We start from the raw sequence: 20,521 nt of genomic DNA on the forward strand, positions 1-20,521 counted from the left end.
CTTACTAAGTAGTGAGACAGAATTAATTACACAATGTCATTGCGTAAGCGTTGCGTGGGGTTAGCCAGATGGAACGAAGTGAAATGAAACAATTGCAAGGGTCGTGATTGCTTCCCTTCGCTCGCAATGACTGTAAATATTTTTGTCCATTACTTATAACAACAATTTTTAACGCCAACCTACTTAACATTTCCATGAAAATGTTGGGTTTACTTGCGTCAACCCAACCGACCAGATGGAATTTAATTATTTTTGGTTTCAGCATGACCGTTACGAATAGACCATGCTAATTCCAACATTTGTGTCCAGCGTTTTTGCAGTTGTTTCGGAGTACATTGAACGGCTTTAGAAATAAGTTGATCACTTTGACAAGCGGTTTTTAGTTCAAAAATTTGTTGCTGCTGTGGTGTGAGTTGATTCCAAAAAATATCCCATTGCTGGGAAGATAAACCTAACTTATGTTCTAAACCAGCACCTAACCATTGATGAACTAATTGCCATTGGTGCTGTTTGGCAAACTTCTCAACATGATATTTAAATCTTTGTTGTAAATAATCCCGTTGACGACTGGTTAAACCGAGAATTTGGTCAATTTCCGGTGCAGAAAGATCCTGGAGTTTGAGAGTCAAGTAATTCATACAATCAGATTGTCCTTGAGATTCCAGATATTTCATCAATTCGGTAATCACGCGATTGCGTTCCGACTCTTCAGAAGGGTCAAAACCAGGTTTAGCAATCATTTGTGAGCGAATTTGCTGCACTGCCACATTGCGTTGATAAGATTCTGCTTCTTCCGTTTTCGCAGAATCCACTGCCATTTCAATATCTACAGTAGTTTCTTGGGGTTGACGACGGGCAAAACCTTGAGCGCGTAAAACAATTAGTTGTTGATTAGCACCACCAGGTAAATTAATCCGGCGTTTGGCATATTGTTCTGTAAATGCCATATACTCAGCTACTTGTAACTGAGTACGGGGGGTGTAATCTTCAGGTAGTTCGGTTTCTCGACGGAAAGCTTTAATTGCTTCGATATAAAAAGCTTGTAAAAAATCTTCAATCAGATTGTAACGAGCCTCAAATCCTAAATCTGAGCCTGCAACAGTTACGTGACGATAAACAATTGCGCCTAAGCTGCTGTGTAATTCTACTCGTCCTTGTTTAGAACCAAGTTGATAGTAACGGAGGCACTTTTGTAAGCGATGTCTTCCTAATGTAATTTGCCAAGACTGAATTTGTCCTGAGTTTTGAATGCGGGAGCTTTTATCACATATCCGTTCTACTTCTTTGGCTATGCGTCCAACAACATCTTGTACACCTGAAGTGGCGGATTTAACTTGAGATTGCATCTCATGGGATAAAAGTTGTACTAATGTATCGCTGGTAGGAACAGACAATTCTTCAAGAGAAATATAGCTATCAAAAGCAGATGTAGAATTAGGCAGATTGGCGATGTTAGCTTTCATGACTTTTCTATAAAATTGGTATTGCACCTTAACTCAAACGCATATACAGTATTTAAGGCCAGTCTCAGGAGTAAAAATCTTTGGGGATTTATGCCTCAAAACTCACCAACTAGACTCCTGATATGTAAACACTGTAGGAAATTTCCAAAGTTAAGGGCTTGTTAATTGTGTCGCTTTATTTTTAGCAACTAAATCAAAGATGGCATAATAGATATTCACTCTGAGGACAAATTGCCAAAACCTTAGTCATGCTAAGATTGGCCGATAGCCTGTGTGGCGTAGCCATAATTTCATGACTGGGATAAGAGTGCCTGGGAGGATGACAATTTCAAAATTGGAGTCAGGTGATCATAATAATTAGCGCAACGGAGTCCAAAACAAGGGGTTGCACTTATAAAGCTTTATTCTTAAACCCAAGTAGCTACAGCTTCCCAACCTAAACCTCTCCGAATAATAACTGGTTCTTCATCGGTCAAATCTAAAATGGTAGACACTTGATATGTAGGTTCTTCGGCAGTGTCGATAATGATATCTACCAATTTATCCAAATGGTCGTATAAATCTACCCGTGACAACATTGGTTGTTTTCCATTTTCAACTATTTCCTGGTCTTCGTCATTTGCTCTAACATGAGCCGAAGTAGAAATAATTGGGTTTCCTAACGCTTCCATTAATGCCAAGCAAACGTTATGATTTGGCACTCGAATTCCTGTGGTTTTGCGTTTGGGATTTTGTACTAGTCGCGGTACTAATTTGGTCGCAGGGAGCAAAAAAGTGTAGGGTCCTGGTATTAACCGCTTCATTAGTCGGTAGGCTGTATCACTTACGAAGGCATAAGTCGCCACATTGGAGAGTGAGGGACATAAAAATGTCAGTGGTTTATCATTTGCTAACTGTTTGATTTGCCGCACTCTTTCCACCGCCGACTTGGCATTCAAGTCACAACCAATTGCATAAACTGTATCTGTAGGGTAGAGCATGATAGCGCCACCTAATAGCGCTAACTTTATTTCCTCTATTCGGCGGCTTTGAGGATTATCAGGATGAATGGTGAATATTTTGGCCATAATGATTATTGGTGATTGGTAATGGGTGATAGTTTTCTTCTTCCTGACAACTGACGACTGACAACTGACAATTAACAAATAAATTTATGAATAAAATTGTTTATCTTCAATGTCCAACAGGGGTTTCTGGTGATATGTGTTTGGGGGCGTTGGTTAGTCTGGGTGTGCCTGTGGAGTATTTGATAGAACAACTCAATGGCTTGGGAATTGAGCAAGAATACCGATTGTGCGCGGAATTGGTTCACCGTCAAGGTCAACAAGCGATTAAGGTTCATGTAGATTTGGTTTCTCATCATCACCATCATCATTCTCACAATGAACATGATCACAACCACACCCGTCATTTGCCAGAAATAGAGGAGATGATTGTTAAGGGGAATTTGCCAGTGCGGGCGGAAGCTTGGAGTTTAGCTGTTTTCCGACAGTTGGCAGTTGCAGAGGGGGCTGTTCATGGCATCGCACCGGAAAAAGTTCATTTTCATGAAGTGGGTGCGGTGGATGCGATTGTGGATATTGTTGGTACTTGTTTAGGGTTGGATTGGTTGGGTATTGATAGCGATCGCCAGGGTTTGCCTTTGCTATACTGTTCTGCATTTCCAACGGGAGGTGGTACTGTTAATGCGGCACATGGAAGAATGGCTGTACCAGTACCAGCGGTGTTAAAGTTGTGGGAAATGCGGAGTTGTCCAGTTTATAGCAATGGCATTGACAGAGAATTGGTAACACCAACGGGGGCGGCGATCGCTACTACCTTAGTTCAAGACTTTGGTTCACCACCACCAATGACTATCAAACAGGTAGGATTAGGGGCGGGTTCTCTAGATTTACCCATTCCCAATATACTACGGCTTTGGTACGGTGAAAATGAATCTTTACAGACTGATAACTCTAATTTAGCGGAATATTCCCCAAATTTAGAAACGATTACTGTCCTAGACACTCAAATAGATGACTTAAATCCTCAAGTATTTGGTTATGTATTTGAGGCTTTATTTGCTGCGGGTGCGGTGGATGTGTTTACTCAACCGATAGGGATGAAAAAGTCACGAACTGGAATTTTATTAACTGTGATTTGTCATCCTGAAAATTTAGCTAGTTGTGAAGCAGTTTTATTTCGAGAAACTAGCACTTTAGGCATTCGTCGCACTACTCAAAAACGGGCAATTTTACAACGAAAAATGCAAAATGTAGACACTATTTATGGAACAATATCGGTAAAAGTGGCATGGACAGGAACAGCTACAGAAAAGGTAATTACTAATGTGCAGCCAGAATATGAAGATTGTGCAGAATTAGCACGAAAAAATAATATTCCTTGGCGAGAAATTCATCGTTTGGCGTTAGAAAGTTGGTATTTGCAAAATCAAAATTAACAAAAACACAAAAACAAGATCCCCGACTTCTCTAAGAAGTCGGGGATCTAAATCCTTTTAAAATGAAGAAAATTATCCGGTGGTTGATTTTAGGTGGAACGCTGTTTTTTTTATTGAAAGCGTTAAAAGATAATTGGTTAGGAGTTAGTGCTATTCGGATTAATATTACCGGATGGTTAATATTAGCAACTGCTACAAGTGTAACTTTATTGGCACATATTTGGGCAGGTTGGATTTGGACTTGGGTACTCAGGGAGTTAAATCAATCTGTATCTGCTATTGAGTTTATCCAAGTTTATTTAAAAACGAATATTGCTAAATATTTACCTGGGAATGTTTGGCATTATTATGGGCGAATCATGGCGGCTAAAAATGCTAATATCCCTACGAATATTGCCACTTTAAGTGTTTTGTTAGAACCACTATTAATGTTAGCAGCAGCTTTAATTATTATTGTTTTATTTGGTACTCAAATTATTGTTAATAATCTGAATTATAATTTAATTATTCTCCAATTTTTAGCTTTAATAATTGTCTTAGGTGTACTTGATCCCCGATTTTTAAATCCAGTTATTCAACTTTTAGAACGTTGGAAAAATAAAAAACCTGATGAAGAAAATCAGTTAATTAATAGTTTTATAATTCAACGCTATCCCGTGAAACCATTATTAGGAGAATTAGTTTTTTTAGGGTTGAGGGCTGCTGGATTTATATTAACTATAATGGCGTTAACTTCGGTAAATTGGGAGCAAATACCCTTATTAGTGGGAGCTTTTAGTTGTGCTTGGGTATTGGGGTTAGTTGTTCCTGGTGCGCCTGGTGGCTTGGGCGTGTTTGAAACCACAGCGATGTTACTGTTACAATATCATTTTCCGGCGGCTTTGGTGATTAGTGCGATCGCACTTTATCGGCTCATTAGTATCTTAGCAGAAACCACAGGAGCAGCCATAGCTTCCTTACATCAAAGAATTAAGAGAACTCCACAAAAAAGATGAACTGCTTGCAGCAGCGCCTCGCTATCCAATCTTGTGTGATGGTCATCTTGCCCGTCCTTGTATTATTAGTGGGCTTTTCGTCCCGCACCACAAGAAATTTTGGGATATTTTTTTAATTGGAAGTCTCTTAACAACCTTTCTCCTTGTCCTCTGTGTCCTCTGTGCCTCTGTGGTTCGATAAAATATCTTTAAACCGCAGACGCACAGAGTGAAAAAGATATTAATCCCCAGTAATAGAAAGTTCACTCACCCAAACTCTAGGAGCAACTCCTCCTGGTGTTAATTCCACCTCTTTCTCGACATAAACAATTGATTTCAAAAGTTCCAAGAAATCCCCAGCTACCGTTGCGGACTCAATACTGGTTTTCTCACCTTTGTTAACTAACCAACCATCAAAAGGCAAAGAAAAAGAACCTTGTAAAGCCTTAACACCCGCATGGAGAGCTTGTAAATCATCAATTAAAATCACATTTTCCGCAGTTTCTAGACTCAATTCTTTCTCAGGAGTTCCCGCCGCAAAAACGTGATAAAAATTCGGACTAACGCTAACTTTTGCGCCAATACTAGCATTACCTGTAGGTTGAGCATTTAACCGTTTAGCAGTTCCCGCACTATGCAAAAAGCTAGTTAAAATGCCCTTTTCTATTAACTTAATTTGCCGGGTAGGAGTACCCTCACCATCAAAACTTTCTGCACCAATATTAGCAGGGTGTAAAGCATCATCATAAACTGAAAGTAAAGGTGAAGCTAGTTCTTTACCAATATCATCAGTTTTCGATAAACTTTGATTATCCAGAATACTTTGGGCGTTAAATAAATTAGAAAAAGCCCCCAACAAACTTAAAAAAGCTTCAGGAGAGAAAACTACTTGATATTTACCAGTTTTGATTTTTTCATAATGCAAATGACTGATAGTTTTCTCAGCAGTTTCTTTGATACAACCAGCAATATCTAAATCAGCGACACTTTCCTTAACTCGATAAGCACCAGCACTGCGAGGTTTTTTACCTTCTTCTTCTGTTTTGCTGTATAAATATACAGAAGCCAAAGAATGAGATTCAGTTCTTAAAGCCCCTTCACTATTGAGATAAAATCTATCAATATCTCTTTGTGCTAAACCATTATAAGGGACACTTGTAATAGCCGGATGAATTGCTAACAATTCTTTTTCTGCTACTAATAGTTTTTCTATAAGTTCAGAAACAGGTGATTGGAGGGCTTTTTCTTGATGTTTATTAGGGATAGGAATAGTGGCTTCTGGACTAAAATCAGGAACGTTTTCTTTGACTCCAAAAAAGCTGGCTTCATAAGCAGTTTTCAGGGCTAATTCTAATCCTTTAGCATCTACATCTGTAGTGCTGGTAACACCCATTGTATTTTCTTCATTCCAAACCCGAACTGTTACCCCAGAACGATTGGAAGCCTTAACTTGTTTGGGTTCACCTTGGTCAACTTGAACGCTGGTATCATCTACAGTAGAACCGTAGATATCGAATTTTTTAATGCCAAGTTTGGCGGCATTTTCTTGGGCGTAGGTTGCGATTTCTTGAATGTTAGACATGATTGAATTAATTTTTGAATTTTGAACACAGATGAACGCAGATAAACGCGGATAATATGGTTTATCTGTTTTTAGCTCAATACAGTTTAGTTAAAAATTTTTTCTTCTCTCTGTGTCCTCTGTGCCTCTGTGGTTCGTTTAAAAAATGACTTTCACAAAGAGTTCTAAATTTAACTAAACCGTATTGGTTTTTATCTGCCGCCAACGGTAATAGAGTCAACCTTAATGTGGGGTTGTCCAACTGTTGTGTAAATGCTGCCGCTGACTGAGCCACAAAAGCCGGGAGCTAGTTCTAAATCTTGGGAACATAGGGAAATTTTATTCATGATTTCCTTGGCTTCACCGATGAGCGTAGCACCTTTTAATGGTTTGGTAATTTTGCCATTTTCTATTAGGTAAGCTTCATCAACGCTAAAGTTAAATTGACCTGTTGCGCCCACACTTCCGCCACCCATTTTCTTACAGTAAATACCTTTATCAACGGAGGCAAATAGGTCTTCTGTTGTGTGTTCTCCACAATCAATGTATGTATTTCGCATCCGACTAGCGGCTGCAAAAGTGTAATTTTGACGGCGGCCACTGCCTGTTCTGGGGTGTCCTGTCCGCACTGAACCGGTTCTGTCAGCTAGGAAGTTTTTGAGGATACCTTTTTCAATTAATAATGTTCTTTGGGCGGGCATTCCTTCGTCGTCCATATCAATTGTCCCGAAGGCATTATCGGCGCGGCCTTCGTCCCAAGCTGTTAAGCTTTCGTGGGCAATTTTTTCCCCTTTTTTGTCGGCAAATGGTGTGGTTTTGCGTTCAATTTGGGTGGTTTCTAAAAGGTGTCCGCAAGCTTCGTGGAAAATTACACCGCCAAAGTGATTGGCCATGATAATCGGGTAAGTTCCTGATTCTACGTAATCTGCGTAAAGCATTTTACCAGCAGATTCGGCGATTTGTTCGGAGGCTTGTTGATAATCCCAGGTTCTCAGGAAGTTAGCGTCACTGGTGTTACCTGCCCGTTCACCAATGGAGGAGCGGTTAGCACCGTCAGCACAAAGCAGGTTGAATCCGACAGACTGAGTGAGGCGGATATCACGGGCAAATGTTCCGTCACTACCAGCAACTAATACTTCTTGCCAATCACGGAAGTAGGAAGCGCGGCGGGATTGGACGTGGGTAGCTTTTTTATTAAGTTGGGCTGTACCATCAAGGAGGACTTCTCCCATTTCGCTGATAGAACTACATAAGGGTAGCCAACCATCTTTACCGCGTTTGCTGGCGTAGTCTCTGAGTAGTTCTAGGTTGATTTCGGGAATGAAGGCACTCGGTCCTGGTAGTTGTAAGCCTAAGATGGAAAGAGCTTTTTCTAAAGCAGCTTTTAAACCGGCAAATGTGAGGTTATTGGTGCTAACGTAGCAGTCAGCTTTGCCACGAAATACTCGCACTCCTGCACCGGTAGCTAAACTGGGGGAAATGCTGGTAATGGTATCTTCTTCGGCTAAACAACTGATGTAGTTGCGACGTTCTAAGAAGTATTCCACAAAATCAGCACCGGCAGCGCGTCCTAGTCCCAAAAGGGTTGCCAGGGGGGCTTCCCAAGTGTCATCGAAGCGTTCTGTGGTGGATGAATATTGTAAACTGGGAAGTTGATTTGAGAGAAGTAGGGTGTTTGTAAGCATGAAGTGCCTCGTCTGCTGGCGTTATCTACAGATGTGACTGAAAAAAAATCCTGGTGTGTTCAGTCTAACAAATCTATGAAAGTCGTTGTTGGCAGTTAGGCTGTAGGGTTTTCCGCCATATTGTCTTTTAAGATGTGATCAGTGGACATTCTAAGCCAGATAATGATGTGATCTAATTCCGATTTTATGTTAACGTTGGGTTGGAGTATTACTATAAAACTATAGTTAATTCTCACTTTCTGTGACTTTTTATTTAAAATAATTGCGTAGTCACTAGACTGACTAATATACTGGAGATATTTATGACTCTTAAACTCATATCCGCAAAAATTAAAAATTTTAAAAGCTTAGGAGATGTGGATTTAAATTTCAGGGATCTAACAATTTTGGTAGGAGCTAATGCTAGTGGTAAATCCAATTCTTTAGAAGCATTACGCTTTCTCAGTAAACTTTTAAAAGACCAGGAACTTCCTTCTCTAAAATATATGGATAGTATCTTAAGGGTGGGGGAAAAACAAACATTTTATCAAATTATTATAGAAGATGATGAAGATAATAAAGCTAAAGTAGAATATAGTTTGGTACTTAGTATCAGTGAAAATAATACTTTAATTGATAGAGAGTATCTCTTAGTTAATGAAATTGAAGTAATTAATATTATTGATGGTAAAGGAACAGTGAATGATGAAAATGGCGAAAATTCTCAACCATACGAATTTTCTGAGGGTGATGGACTCACATTAGCGGATGTAGGTAAATATGGTCATAAACCAATTACAAAAAAGTTGGCAAGCTATATAAAAGATTGGAAATTCTATGATGTAGATCCTGATAGCGTCAGAATACATTCTAGAATTACTAAATTAAATATGATCTATAAATCTTTACAACATGATGAAAGAATACCTAGCCTTGATACTGACGCTAGTGAAGTTGAAGAAGTTTTACAATACTGGGGTAGACATGATAAAAATAAGTTTGATGAAGTGAGCCAAGAACTGTATGACTGTCTGAAAATTAAGTTACAGTTAGATGATGTTGCAGAACCACTTATTAAAGTTATTGAAGAAGATGGTAAAAAAATAGCTTTATCTAATATGTCAGATGGGACTCTGAGGTTGATAGCTTATTTTATCATGCTTTATGAATCTGATGTTCCAACTCTCATTAGTATTGAAGAACCTGAGAGAAATTTTCATCCTGGTATTTTACAAGATATTGCTGATATGATCAAAAGGTTATCCAAGAGAACACAGGTGATTTTTACAACCCATAGTTCTCAATTATTAGATTGTTTTTCTACTGAAGAAATATCATCTGACATTTCGGTAATCCTTTTAAATCAGAAAGGAGAAATAGGAACTAAAGCTTGTCTACTTGATAAATTAGCAGAAAACCGAGATGATTTTTCCGATTGGATGAATGATTTTGGAATAGGTAGCGCGATTTATCATAGTCACTTACTAGAAGGAATTTTTGCTGATTAATATGCCTAGTGTTCGTCTTTGGGTGCCGGAATCTGATCATGATAGTAAAGCAGTTGGCTGTATTGCTAACAAAATAGTCGCGCTTTATGGTGGTAATATAACTATCCAACTTGCCACTAAACAGGGTTTTAATACAGCTATACATCCAAAAATCCAAGATGGTTTAAAGAAGGCAGTTGATACTTATTTAAAAAATGATGATTTAGTTATCTTTCTGCTAGATTCTGATGGGACACAATCGCAAAACCAAAGACGGAGGGAAAAAAATTCTCTGGTTAATCGAATTGAAGAAGTTGTTAAATTGTTTGAAGGTGAAGGAAGAGTAAAATATTTTCCGATGATTCAAGAATTGGAGGCTTGGTTATTAGTTGATTATTTGGGTATATGCTGCTTTTTTACAAAAAATGCTGATCATCGAAATCATCCAGAATGGATCAAATTTGCCAATAGTAAACAACGTGGACAAACAGATTTAATAGCAGAAGCTGAGTCAGGAGGAAGGGGTGTCAAGGAATGTTTAGTAAAGTTATCACGCGAAATCCTAATTAAGCATAATCCGAATCTCCAAGATAAACCCAAAAATTTGAAAGAACGGGAATATGAAGAAAGTCAATCATCTAATATAGCAGCATATATTGAAATTAATAACCAAACTCTCAGAAAAAATAATTCATTGGTAGAGTTTGCGAAATGTTTGCAAAAATTAGTAGATGAAAATAAACAAGTATTTCTAGATGATATTAATTAGTAGGATTTAGATAAAGAATAAATGTTTTTAGTTCTAACTGAATTATCTAGTTTCAGCTATTCTATCTTTTATCCAACTATCAACACCCTCCTTCCCCTCAATGATTATTTTATCGAGGGTGGATAATTGCCGACTTGACTGTATTTTATTTCTAAATATTGCGAAAATTGATTTAAAACCAATTTTTATTCAGCAGTTTGTTACTGACAATGACCACAAACATCAACATACCAAACTGAATTTGCCAAGGTGATAACACTAAACTTACAATAAAAATGACGGCTGTGAAGACACCTGCAATATTGGTGATTTCATCATCATTTCTTTGGAAGAGATAGCCAGTCATTACACCTGTAACTAATGTTATTAAGAAAAATAAAGGCATTTTCACTAATCTCCAAACTACGAGCTACTGTTTAATACCAGTAGATTTTAACCTTCTTCAAGAACGTTATTAACATTATACTTAAGTAAGACAAAATGGCAACAAATTTATTCTCAAGTGATGAAATTAGCTATTCTCAAATGATGCCATTATTTGCTAAATTAAGTTAACACTATCTATTCGTGCTGGAATCAACTTAACACTTTCAATTTAAATATCCAATGTTGAACATTTCCCAACTCCTCGCAACTGAACTAAAACTTAAACCCCACCAAGTACAAAATGCGCTAGAACTCTTAGCAGAAGGGGCAACAATTCCCTTTATTGCGCGTTACCGTAAAGAACGCACTGATGAAATGGATGAAGTGCAATTACGGGATTTACAAGATAGGCATAATTACTTAACGGAGTTAGAAGAAAGAAAAAAAGTAATTGTGAGTGCGATCGCTCAACAAGATAAACTTACCCCAGAACTACAAGCAAAAATAGCATCCTGTTTACAAAAAACTGAACTGGAAGATTTATATTTACCCTATCGTCCTAAACGTCGGACTCGTGCTACCATTGCTAGGGAAAAAGGGTTAGAAGCACTGGCTACATTTATTAAATCCCTAAATGTTAAAAATGGTATTTCCGCATCTTTAGAGGCAGAATCAGCAAAGTATATTTCGGAAACCTTGGGAGTAAAAAGCGCAGATGAAGCTTTAAAAGGTGCGTCTGATATTTTAGCTGAAGAAGTAGCAGAAAAATCAGAATCACGCGCTTATATCCGCGATTATCTGTTAGAAAATGGGGTATTTATTTCTCGGATTAAAGACGAACATCCTGAAGGGACAACTAAATTTGAAATGTACCGCAATTATCAGATTAGAGTCAAAAATATCGCCCCTCATAATCTGTTGGCATTATGTCGAGGAGAAGATGAAAAAATTCTCAGTTTTGAAGTTGCGTTTGATGAAGATTTTGTGCTGGGTTATTTAGAATCTCAAGAAATAAAAACTCAAGTTCGCAATATTCGAGATTTTTATCAAGTCATGTTAAAAGATAGTTTTAACCGCTTGATGAAAACTTCCTTAATTAGCGAAGTAACAAACGAGAAAAAAACCTACGCTGACATAGAATCAATCAAAACTTTTGAAACCAATTTACGAGAATTGCTATTATCCGCACCAGCAGGAATGAAACCGACAATGGCTATAGATCCAGGTTTTAGAACCGGGTGTAAAGTCGCTATATTAGATGAAACTGGGCAATTTTTAGAATATCAAGCTGTCTTTCCCCACCAAGCAGCAGAACAACGACAAAAAGCCGCCCAAACTATTAAAAAATTACTTGAAAAATACCAAATTCAATTAATCGCTATTGGTAACGGTACAGCGTCACGAGAAACAGAAGAATTTGTGGCCGAAATATTACCAAATATAGCCCATAAACCAGTTAAAGTTGTGGTAAATGAATCTGGTGCATCTATATATTCTGCCAGCGACGTAGCTAGAGAAGAATTTCCCGATTTAGATATTACCGTGCGGGGTGCAATCAGTATTGGGAGAAGATTACAAGATCCTTTAGCAGAACTAGTTAAAATAGATCCTAAATCAATTGGTGTCGGACAATATCAACATGACGTTGATCAAAAATTACTGAAAAAGAAATTAGATGAAACCGTCGAAAGTTGCGTTAACTATGTGGGTGTAGACTTAAATACTGCTTCCAAAGAACTTCTCACCTTTGTTTCGGGAATTACCCCCACCATAGCTAATAATATTATTGCCTATCGTAACCAAAATGGCGCATTTAAAAACCGTCGTCAACTTTTGAAAGTAGCGAAATTAGGACCTAAAGCCTTTGAACAAGCAGCAGGGTTTTTAAGAATTCGTGGTGGTGAAAACCCCTTAGATAATACCGCAGTTCATCCAGAAAGTTACTCTTTGGTACAATCTATCGCGGCTGATTTAGGAGTATCCTTAAATCAAGTGACACAAGTTGCAGAAAACCTCAAAAAAGCCAACATCAAAAAATACGTTACCGAAACCATTGGAGAACCAACCCTGCGCGACATTCTCAGCGAATTAGAAAAACCAGGCAGAGATCCTCGTGCGGAATTTAAATATGCTACCTTTAAAGAAGGAATCAAAGAAATTAAAGATCTAACCGTAGGAATGCAACTAGAAGGAATTATTACCAACGTTGCTAACTTCGGTGCTTTCGTTGATATTGGAGTCCATCAAGATGGTTTAGTGCATATTTCCCAACTTGCTGATAGATTTGTAGATGATCCGAAAAAAATTGTAAAAGTTGGACAAGTCGTTAAAGTGCAAGTTTTAGAAATCAACGAAAAACTCAAACGCATAGGTTTATCAATGAAAGGAATCAAACAATAATTACCTCTCCCTGACTTGTTATACTCAAAACGGCTAGAAGCTGGACTTTTTTATCATACAAAGAACAAGGTTTAAAGCCTCTCCCCGCACCTCTCCCTATAGGAGAGGGAAAAGGAATAACATTTAATACTGGAGAGGTTTACCAGAGGGGTTTCATATTTGGTTAAACTATGAACCGTTTGCAGTATAGTTAGGTAAATTGTCAGAAGTGGCTAACACCTCCCGTAAGAGGGTGTTTGAAAAGTTATGGTTGATGTATCAAATATTTTTTACCCCTCCCTAACCCTCCCCTTGTAAAGGGCAGGGAACTGGATTTTTATTGTTTCCCCCCTTTCCCCTTGTAAAGGGGGGTAGCAATATGATGAAAATTACGGAATACCACTTTTAAAACATCCTCTAAGGGATACAGGATATGCAGGATTAAAGGATGAAAATCAGAGATTTGATCACAAATCACCAAATGTTTACCTGTCCTTTGTATTCTGTTGTTGAATAATCTCGCTAATTTCTGCCAAACTTAAGTTTAAAACTTGTGCGATTTGTTCTCCAGTTAAACCCAATCCTATCAATCCAGGAACTGCGTCTAATTTGGCTTTGCGTTCACCTACTTCTATTCCTTCTTCCTTTCCCTCTTCTTTTGCTTCTTGATAAAATCGGGTTTGTTTTAACTCACTTAATCCAAACATAGCTTCTATTTCCTCCCTATTCATTCTTGGAAACTTGTAAATTAAAATTGTCTCGATGATTTGTAATACTTGTTGCTGTTGCTTTGATGAAAACTTATCGCCTAAATTATCCACCCGTTTAAGCGATATTTTTCCAGACTCCCTTCATGTATGGCTTACGCCACGCTTCGCTATCGGGATGTAGGGATGAAAGCAACAATAGACCCGATAGTTTGGAATTATGCAAAAGATAATGATTTGATGATTGTCTCGAAAGATGCTGATATGCACGATCTGAGTTTAGTGTTGGGGAATCCTCCAAAAGTCATCTGGCTTAGACTGGGAAACTGTTCTACCTTACAAGTTGAAAATTTACTGCGTCGGGAGTTCAGCACAATCAAATTATTTTATGAAGATGAAAATTCATCATTGCTTGCTCTATCATAATCGCACTGAAAATTTAGAACTGCATTCAAACCAGTAATAAGGTGCGTTAATGAAATGTAACGCACCCTACAGGATTGGCTGTATTTTGGTTAGGTAAGAAAACTCCATCTATTCTCAAGGCTGTTTGTTTGACTTCAACTGATGAAAATTGATAAAGTTCTGCTAATTGGGGAGAGTTACCAATAAGTTCAAAAAATATGCTGGGTATTTCTTGAAACAATCGGTAAAATATGCTGTCTGTTTTCATTTTAAAAAGTTGTTCAAAGGATTTTAAACCCACTTGTGTGGGTTTTGTTTGTAGCGAGAATTATCGGTTAATAGGTGATGGTTTCCAATTATCAAGCACTTCTTGAATCAATATCAATTCATTGAGATATTCACTTACTTCTGATTTTTGGCTTTTAAGAGTAGAAACAATCTCATTCACTTCTGATTCTCTCTTTACCCTTTGTGTCAGCAAATTATCGAAAATATCCAGAAATCTATTGATATAATCATTGATTTGCTGTTCACCTTTCTGAAAATTCTCTTCTACTTGTTCGTCAATAATACCCTTGAGTAAACCTATGTTTCTCTTTACTTGCTCATCTATCTTGTCTTTAATTCCTTGAGCAGTCAGCCGTAAATCAATTTCATAGTAGGATACTTCTGTTTTCATAACAACATCTTGTTCATAGACATGAGGACTTGCACAACAACGTTCCTCTTGCATAGTTATTTTCTTAGTTCTTTCAAAAACTTCTCGTTGTTCTTGAATTTTAGTATCAATGCCAGAAAATTCAAACTTAGGAAACTGAATTGCATTAGTACCAATCTCTATTTGCAAAGTCTCACCAATATACTGAGATAATTCATCAGAAATAGCTTGTATTTCTTGTTGAATTTGCTTAACTAAGTCCTCGTGAATCTTTGCACCTTCTCTCACAAGTCTGTCTTGTGTATCCAGCCAAAAGTTATGAACTATAGGAGCGCAGTAATCATTAATAATTTTACCTATTTCTTTAGCATCTTTTTTGTCTTTTACCTTGATTTTATATGGTTCTGAAGTTGAATCCTCTTTTAACAATGAAGTAACTTTATTCCAAATAAACGAGACAAGATTTTGGTTTTCTTTACTAGATACAGAACCCGAATTTTTAGCTTGTTCTTCTACTACTTTATCAATTTCCAAATCTATACGATTTTTAGCAGTTTCAGCAAACTTATAAATTTCTTGCCTAAAAGTTTTGAATAATCTTTTCTTTTGTGACTGTACAGACTTTTTTACACTTGCTAACTTATTTTCAATCAACTCAAAACGTTGTTTATATTCCTCTATTTTTTGTTGTAGTTCCTCAAATTCTAACTCCCAACCGCGAATTTCCGTAGTAAGTGTATCAGCTACAGATTGAGCAGCTTTATTCAAAACAGCCAAGACATCACTCAATAAATTCCATCCTGAAGTTTGCACAATATTTTTAATTACTGTCTCTTCAATTTTGAGAATACCGCTATCTTCTAAAGATTGAGATGCAATTTCTTCTGGTAAGGGAATAAGCATCCTACCTTTTTCATCTCTTTCTGCATATTTAATGATATAAAACTTTTCAAAATCCTTAATATGACTATCAGTTGCTTTTCCTTCTTGAATCAGCTTAGACAATAAAGCCTGTCTAGCAATGACTGGAGAAATATTTGGTTCAGGAATACCAAAGCTAACCAAACTCATTCTTAAAGATTCTATCACATCTTCAATCTTTCTATCACTTTCTCCTTTCATGTCTACCTTGTTAAGTACAAAGTACATTTTTCCTGTATTTTGTGCCAAAAAGTCCTGGCGGTTTTCAATTAAATCTTGCAGCAATTCTAAATTAATATTGTCTTTAAAAGATAGGTAATCCAGAATAAATAAGATAGCATCACAAGTGCGAAGTGCTTGTAGACTCGTCTGTTTTAAAGCTACTGTATTAAAACTCTCTGAGTTCCACTCATTTGGTCCAGGAGTATCAACTAAGGTAAATCCAGCTAGAGAAGGCAATTTACTAATAGCTTCAATAGGATGTTCTAATTCAAAACTTATAGTATGATCTAAATTTTTATTATCTCTTATTTGATATGTCCGTTCTGAAAACTTCCGCTTAATTTCTTCTGCATCACCAGTTGCTATAATTTCAGGAAATTCTTGATTTTCTCGATGTTCTAAAAGTCTGGGTGTTTGTTCTGCGTTAATTGGACGAATATCTGTACGAAAAACTGTACAAGCCTCTACATTAGTAGCTAAAACATCTGCACCAATCAAAGCATTGAGGAATGTACTTTTACCTGCATTCATAGCTGCAATTACAGCTACTTGATATTTTTGTTTAACTAAGGCTTGTAAAGCTTGTACAATACTATTTTCAACATTTTCTAATCCTTGGGTATTATCTCCTTCTTGGAGTCGTCCTGCGCGAAGTTCTTTTAGATAAGTTAAGAGTCTATTTCCTATATCATTAACTCTGTTATAGGTATCTTGAAATTCTTGTGAATAGGATTTCATTATTTTTATTCCTGGGGTAGTTGTGTTATTTGTAGGTGGTTCTGAAACTATATTGGCAGTGGTATCTCCACTATGAAAAGCTGTAAATTCTTCTGTTTGTGTTAAAAGATTATTTTTCACAGCTTGAGTGAAATTACGTTCATAGTAATCACTAGGAACATTAACTAACTCTTCATTAATTCGGCAGAGAACATTATTTGTAAGATCCACTGCTTTTACAAATTGCTTTAAGACATCTATTGTCGGTTCTTTATCAATAGACCACATTATAGAAATCAAACTCTGTTGCAATCTCACAGCTAAACGCAAACAATCTTTCTCTATTTCACTTAATGCAATCTGTCGAGTTAAGTCGTCAATTTGCTTTTTACTTTCATCAGCAAGTTCATAGTATTGTTTTTGTAGATTCGTATATTTCTCAACTAATTCATTGGCAACTTTCCTGTGATGTTTAGCGGCTTGTCTATCATTTTCTCCAGCAGCATGAGAAGTAAAAGCACCTGCAACAGCACCAACGGCCAAGCCTACAGCACCGATTACAAAAGGCAATATAAAAATCATATAATTTTTTATCAATCCTCTATTGATTAGTGTTGTTAATACCTGCAAAAATTAATTACTTGAGTTAATTTTAGTCTTAGTTTTAGCTGGATAATGATTTTTTTGATATTGAAATATTTTAGCTTTCAATTGTTCAAATTCTAGATCCCATCCTCTAAGGTCTACATTACATAAATAAGCTGTATCTTGAGCAGATTTGTTAATTTTATCCAAAATATCTGTTAATCTCGAAATTAAGCCCGCCTGATTTTTGCATTGCGATAAGTCATACAAAGCTTTTGTGATATTATCCTCAAAAAATTGAAGCTTTTTAATAATATCACCTTCTTTAATACGTCTATTACGAATCTCATTTAGATACTGTAAGAGTCTATTACCACTATTGTAAATTCTATTATATAGATCCTCCAATTCTGGATTATTAATAAAACTAAATCTTTGTGGTAATCTTCGTTCTGGTTTTTGAACAACTGACGAAATACTACGTTGATAGTAATCACTAGGAACAATAATTAATTCCTCATTTAATTGATAGAGAATATAATTAGTTTGTTCTACTGCTAGTTTAAACTGATTTAAAATTTCTGCTGTTGGTTCTTTATCAATTTCCCACATCAAATAAATCAAACTCTGTTGCAATCTCAGTGCTAAACGCAAACAGTCTTTTTCTATTTCACCTAATGCAATCTGTCGAGTTAAATCGTGAATTTGTTTCTGACTTTCATCAGCAAGTTCATAGTATTGTTTTTGTAGATTCGTGTATTTCTCAACTAATTCATTTGCAACTTTCCTGTGATATTTTGCAGCTTGTCTATCATTTTCTCCAGCAGCATGAGAAGTAAAAGCACCTGCAACAGCACCAACAGCTAGACCTACAGCACCAAATACAAAAGGTAGTATGAAAATCATAGAATTCTTGATTTATTATTTAATGACTAGAAGGAAGGTAAACAGGTTGAGAATTAGGCAATAATTTACTATCTGCTGATGTAAGTCCTAAAGATTGAGCAATAGCCACTGATTCACGTAACCGTTGCATAGCCCCTTCTATTCCTGGTGCAATTGGACGATTTGTAATTTCTTGATTAATTGCTTTTGCTTCTGCCAAAAATTCTAGATTTTTCTGATGTTCATAAATCAGATCATTTTCAATTTCTTGTAATCTTCTTAATTCTTGCTGAGTTAAAGATTCATAATAGGTTTTTACAGCCTGTTTATGATCATCTAAGATTCTGAAAAACTCAACAGCCATACCTCCAGTACCAACAACAGCTAATAAAGGTGCTACTGTAGTTAATGCGATCGCTATTGGTGGACAAGCTGCTGCTAATGTTGCTGTTGTAAATGCTGTTACACCCCCAACTGCACCACCCATAGCAGTATCTTTTAATGTTTCTGTAGCCGCTTCCTGTGCAGAAATTTCACCTCGAACTACACGCAGCCCATGAGTTAGAAGTGAAAAAGGTACAGTTGTAACTGCACCCACAGCCGCCCCTATTGGTGCAGCTTGCAAACCTGCTTTTACAGCACCAGTTAAGTTATCAAAGTGGTATTTAGCATTTAATCTCATTTGCTCCCGACTAGTCATGGTTTTATCACCACGAGCCATATTATCCTTACCATTCTCCCATCTGATATTACTCGGATCATTAGAACCTCCCTTACTGTGGGGTTTAACGTGACTAGCGTGCTTATCAGATAGGTACTGTTCTACATTCTTGGCCGCAGTTTGACTATCTATACTCGCACGTTGAGATGGGGGAATCTTATCTAGCATTTCTTGGGCTTTTATTGTCGTTCGGATAGGTTCGCCAGAACGAACACCGCCTTTACTTAATCTATCTACCATGCTTTTAGATAGATCCTGTAAATTGACGTGGTGAATGTTGGTTGTCGCAGCCGCATTGACAGCAGAATTACGCTGGGAATCGTCAGACATGGATAATTACCTTTTTATATTTGACAGAAGCGTTTAATAAAATAAATTATACTCAATACAGCAATAATTGACTACTGATAAGAATAAATATACAGTTGGTGTAAATAAAATGACTGCACTAGAGAAATACACGATGCAATTTAGTCAATGCGAGATCATGTAGAAACACAGTCATCGCATTGAGACAACTTTACATATCGTTAGATACCTTTAAATTTTTCTGTTCACCTACTTACTTAATACTGTACAATTACTTAATACTGTAATTTTAGGTTTTTTGGTTATACAATAATTTCTTAGAGGGTGTTTGAAAACTATTAGATGAAACCGATAATCTCCAGAAATCTAACCCCCTTTCCCCTTGTAAAGGGGGGAAACAATAAAAATCCAGTTCCCTCCCCTTTACAAGGGGAGGGTTAGGGAGGGGTAAAAAATATTTGATACATCAACCATAACTTTTCAAACACCCTCTTAGAGAAGTCGGGTATCTTACTGAAAATTTATTATTTAATCTAACCTAAGATAGATCAAGATTATATCTAAGAAAAGATGTGAAATATTAGTCTATCTTTGAAAATAGTAATTAGCACTGATATTGCTGTTACTGAGGTAAAAATGTTGTCATATTTTTTCATCGCACTCGCTACAGCTTTAAGTTTGCTGATTGTTGATTTAGTTGTTCCCGGTGTAGATATTGCTAATTTTCCGGCAGCTTTAATTGCCGCTGTTGTGATTGGTTTAATTAATAGTGGAGTTAAACCAACCATTAATATCTTGTCTTTACCTTTGACATATCTCACATTAGGTGGATTTTCCCTAATTGTTAACGGACTCTGCTTTTGGTTAGCATCAGTTTTAGTTCCAGGTTTTCAAGTTCAAGGATTAATTGCTTTTATTATCGGTCCTGTAGTTCTTTCTTTAGCTAATACCTTTCTCAGTAAATACTTCGCAGAAAAAGGTTTTGAATTACAAGATAGTCAATAGGTAAACCCAACTTTAAAACTAGGAAATAAATATCCATGAACTTACTGCGTATACTTATCGGTTTATTTCTACCTCCCTTGGGGGTTTTTCTCACCGTTGGATTTGGTCCAACTTTGTTAATTAACATTTTGCTGACTCTGCTTGGTTGGCTTCCTGGTAGCATTCATGCAGTTTGGGTAATTGTCAAGCATGAAGAAAATATTAATAGAGAGGAAGGTACTTATTAAGTATAACAAGCAACAAGAATTTAGATCCCCGACTTCTTAGAGAAGTCGGGGATCTA

17 protein-coding genes and 1 pseudogene are annotated in these 20,521 nt (G+C 36.8%); 8 read left to right on the top strand and 10 right to left on the bottom strand.

The genetic code is table 11. The annotated features are described in order from the left end of the window. Nucleotides 1–242: 242 nt before the first annotated feature. Both AA650_RS07145 and AA650_RS07150 read right to left on the bottom strand, forming a co-directional pair. Nucleotides 243–1,463 (bottom strand): HetZ-related protein, encoded by a 1,221-nt coding sequence (locus tag AA650_RS07145; RefSeq protein ID WP_039201475.1) that lies wholly within the window; start codon nucleotides 1,461–1,463, stop codon nucleotides 243–245. Between the two features lie 407 nt (nucleotides 1,464–1,870). Next, a complete protein-coding gene (locus AA650_RS07150; protein ID WP_053538503.1) occupies nucleotides 1,871–2,530 on the bottom strand; it encodes an L-threonylcarbamoyladenylate synthase in 660 nt (219 codons plus the stop codon). Between the two features lie 86 nt (nucleotides 2,531–2,616). On the opposite strand from AA650_RS07150, the gene larC reads away from it, so the two are divergent. Both larC and AA650_RS07160 read left to right on the top strand, forming a co-directional pair. Next, nucleotides 2,617–3,903: a nickel pincer cofactor biosynthesis protein LarC gene (gene larC, locus AA650_RS07155; RefSeq protein WP_053538504.1), complete on the top strand. Its 1,287-nt coding sequence runs from the start codon at nucleotides 2,617–2,619 to the stop codon at nucleotides 3,901–3,903. Between the two features lie 62 nt (nucleotides 3,904–3,965). Further along, on the top strand, nucleotides 3,966–4,898 hold the full coding sequence (locus AA650_RS07160) for a lysylphosphatidylglycerol synthase domain-containing protein (RefSeq protein WP_053538505.1): 933 nt from the start codon (nucleotides 3,966–3,968) through the stop codon (nucleotides 4,896–4,898). A 220-nt stretch (nucleotides 4,899–5,118) separates the two neighbouring features. Here the strand turns inward: AA650_RS07160 and AA650_RS07165 are convergent, their stop codons facing one another. Further along, nucleotides 5,119–6,459: a TldD/PmbA family protein gene (locus tag AA650_RS07165; RefSeq protein WP_053538506.1), complete on the bottom strand. Its 1,341-nt coding sequence runs from the start codon at nucleotides 6,457–6,459 to the stop codon at nucleotides 5,119–5,121. A gap of 191 nt (nucleotides 6,460–6,650) precedes the next feature. Beyond that, nucleotides 6,651–8,123, bottom strand: a complete 1,473-nt coding sequence (locus tag AA650_RS07170; protein WP_053538507.1) for a TldD/PmbA family protein — start codon at nucleotides 8,121–8,123, stop codon at nucleotides 6,651–6,653. A 302-nt stretch (nucleotides 8,124–8,425) separates the two neighbouring features. On the opposite strand from AA650_RS07170, the gene AA650_RS07175 reads away from it, so the two are divergent. Both AA650_RS07175 and AA650_RS07180 read left to right on the top strand, forming a co-directional pair. Beyond that, nucleotides 8,426–9,610 carry an AAA family ATPase gene (locus AA650_RS07175; protein WP_053538508.1) on the top strand — a complete coding sequence of 395 codons (1,185 nt, stop codon included), beginning with the start codon at nucleotides 8,426–8,428 and terminating at the stop codon, nucleotides 9,608–9,610. Nucleotide 9,611: 1 nt separating this feature from the next. Beyond that, complete coding sequence (locus tag AA650_RS07180) at nucleotides 9,612–10,358, top strand: DUF4276 family protein (protein WP_053538509.1); 747 nt, start codon at nucleotides 9,612–9,614, stop codon at nucleotides 10,356–10,358. 172 nt (nucleotides 10,359–10,530) lie between these two features. On the opposite strand, the gene AA650_RS07185 is transcribed toward AA650_RS07180, so the two are convergent. Further along, a complete protein-coding gene (locus tag AA650_RS07185; protein ID WP_039202163.1) occupies nucleotides 10,531–10,743 on the bottom strand; it encodes a hypothetical protein in 213 nt (70 codons plus the stop codon). A gap of 221 nt (nucleotides 10,744–10,964) precedes the next feature. Between AA650_RS07185 and AA650_RS07190 the strand changes: the two genes are divergently transcribed. Further along, a complete protein-coding gene (locus tag AA650_RS07190) occupies nucleotides 10,965–13,124 on the top strand; it encodes a Tex family protein (protein ID WP_053538510.1) in 2,160 nt (719 codons plus the stop codon). A 464-nt stretch (nucleotides 13,125–13,588) separates the two neighbouring features. On the opposite strand, the gene AA650_RS07195 is transcribed toward AA650_RS07190, so the two are convergent. Beyond that, nucleotides 13,589–13,924: an Rpn family recombination-promoting nuclease/putative transposase gene (locus tag AA650_RS07195; RefSeq protein ID WP_442853954.1), complete on the bottom strand. Its 336-nt coding sequence runs from the start codon at nucleotides 13,922–13,924 to the stop codon at nucleotides 13,589–13,591. A gap of 36 nt (nucleotides 13,925–13,960) precedes the next feature. Here AA650_RS07195 and AA650_RS07200 point away from each other — a divergent pair, with 36 nt between their 5' ends. Then, nucleotides 13,961–14,236, top strand: coding sequence for a DUF5615 family PIN-like protein (locus AA650_RS07200; RefSeq protein ID WP_234413330.1), 276 nt, complete (start codon nucleotides 13,961–13,963; stop codon nucleotides 14,234–14,236). Between the two features lie 67 nt (nucleotides 14,237–14,303). Here the strand turns inward: AA650_RS07200 and AA650_RS07205 are convergent. The 4 genes and pseudogenes from AA650_RS07205 to AA650_RS07220 form a co-directional block, all read right to left on the bottom strand. Continuing rightward, nucleotides 14,304–14,483: pseudogene (locus tag AA650_RS07205) on the bottom strand (DUF2887 domain-containing protein); the annotation flags it as partial. A 60-nt stretch (nucleotides 14,484–14,543) separates the two neighbouring features. Continuing rightward, nucleotides 14,544–17,315: a dynamin family protein gene (locus AA650_RS07210; protein ID WP_053538512.1), complete on the bottom strand. Its 2,772-nt coding sequence runs from the start codon at nucleotides 17,313–17,315 to the stop codon at nucleotides 14,544–14,546. 51 nt (nucleotides 17,316–17,366) lie between these two features. Next, entirely contained in the window at nucleotides 17,367–18,224 is an 858-nt protein-coding gene (locus tag AA650_RS07215) for a hypothetical protein (RefSeq protein ID WP_053538513.1), read from the bottom strand. Between the two features lie 19 nt (nucleotides 18,225–18,243). Next, a complete protein-coding gene (locus AA650_RS07220) occupies nucleotides 18,244–19,254 on the bottom strand; it encodes a hypothetical protein (protein WP_053538514.1) in 1,011 nt (336 codons plus the stop codon). Nucleotides 19,255–19,869: 615 nt separating this feature from the next. On the opposite strand from AA650_RS07220, the gene AA650_RS07225 reads away from it, so the two are divergent. Next, nucleotides 19,870–20,238 carry a phage holin family protein gene (locus AA650_RS07225; RefSeq protein ID WP_039201081.1) on the top strand — a complete coding sequence of 123 codons (369 nt, stop codon included), beginning with the start codon at nucleotides 19,870–19,872 and terminating at the stop codon, nucleotides 20,236–20,238. A 35-nt stretch (nucleotides 20,239–20,273) separates the two neighbouring features. Further along, nucleotides 20,274–20,465: a YqaE/Pmp3 family membrane protein gene (locus tag AA650_RS07230; RefSeq protein WP_027402184.1), complete on the top strand. Its 192-nt coding sequence runs from the start codon at nucleotides 20,274–20,276 to the stop codon at nucleotides 20,463–20,465. Nucleotides 20,466–20,521 lie beyond the last annotated feature (56 nt).

Origin of the sequence: Anabaena sp. WA102, from assembly GCF_001277295.1 — a bacterium.
Classification (GTDB): Bacteria; Cyanobacteriota; Cyanobacteriia; order Cyanobacteriales; family Nostocaceae; genus Dolichospermum; species Dolichospermum heterosporum.

Coding starts and splice junctions, on each gene's coding strand:
- AA650_RS07175 (WP_053538508.1), top strand. CDS start 8,426: ATGACTCTTAAACTCATATCCGCAAAAATTAAAAATTTTAAAAGCTTA.
- AA650_RS07170 (WP_053538507.1), bottom strand. CDS start 8,123: ATGCTTACAAACACCCTACTTCTCTCAAATCAACTTCCCAGTTTACAA.
- AA650_RS07165 (WP_053538506.1), bottom strand. CDS start 6,459: ATGTCTAACATTCAAGAAATCGCAACCTACGCCCAAGAAAATGCCGCC.
- AA650_RS07215 (WP_053538513.1), bottom strand. CDS start 18,224: ATGATTTTCATACTACCTTTTGTATTTGGTGCTGTAGGTCTAGCTGTT.
- AA650_RS07160 (WP_053538505.1), top strand. CDS start 3,966: ATGAAGAAAATTATCCGGTGGTTGATTTTAGGTGGAACGCTGTTTTTT.
- AA650_RS07230 (WP_027402184.1), top strand. CDS start 20,274: ATGAACTTACTGCGTATACTTATCGGTTTATTTCTACCTCCCTTGGGG.
- AA650_RS07225 (WP_039201081.1), top strand. CDS start 19,870: ATGTTGTCATATTTTTTCATCGCACTCGCTACAGCTTTAAGTTTGCTG.
- AA650_RS07185 (WP_039202163.1), bottom strand. CDS start 10,743: ATGCCTTTATTTTTCTTAATAACATTAGTTACAGGTGTAATGACTGGC.
- AA650_RS07150 (WP_053538503.1), bottom strand. CDS start 2,530: ATGGCCAAAATATTCACCATTCATCCTGATAATCCTCAAAGCCGCCGA.
- AA650_RS07190 (WP_053538510.1), top strand. CDS start 10,965: ATGTTGAACATTTCCCAACTCCTCGCAACTGAACTAAAACTTAAACCC.
- AA650_RS07145 (WP_039201475.1), bottom strand. CDS start 1,463: ATGAAAGCTAACATCGCCAATCTGCCTAATTCTACATCTGCTTTTGAT.
- AA650_RS07200 (WP_234413330.1), top strand. CDS start 13,961: ATGGCTTACGCCACGCTTCGCTATCGGGATGTAGGGATGAAAGCAACA.
- AA650_RS07180 (WP_053538509.1), top strand. CDS start 9,612: ATGCCTAGTGTTCGTCTTTGGGTGCCGGAATCTGATCATGATAGTAAA.
- AA650_RS07210 (WP_053538512.1), bottom strand. CDS start 17,315: ATGATTTTTATATTGCCTTTTGTAATCGGTGCTGTAGGCTTGGCCGTT.
- larC (WP_053538504.1), top strand. CDS start 2,617: ATGAATAAAATTGTTTATCTTCAATGTCCAACAGGGGTTTCTGGTGAT.
- AA650_RS07220 (WP_053538514.1), bottom strand. CDS start 19,254: ATGTCTGACGATTCCCAGCGTAATTCTGCTGTCAATGCGGCTGCGACA.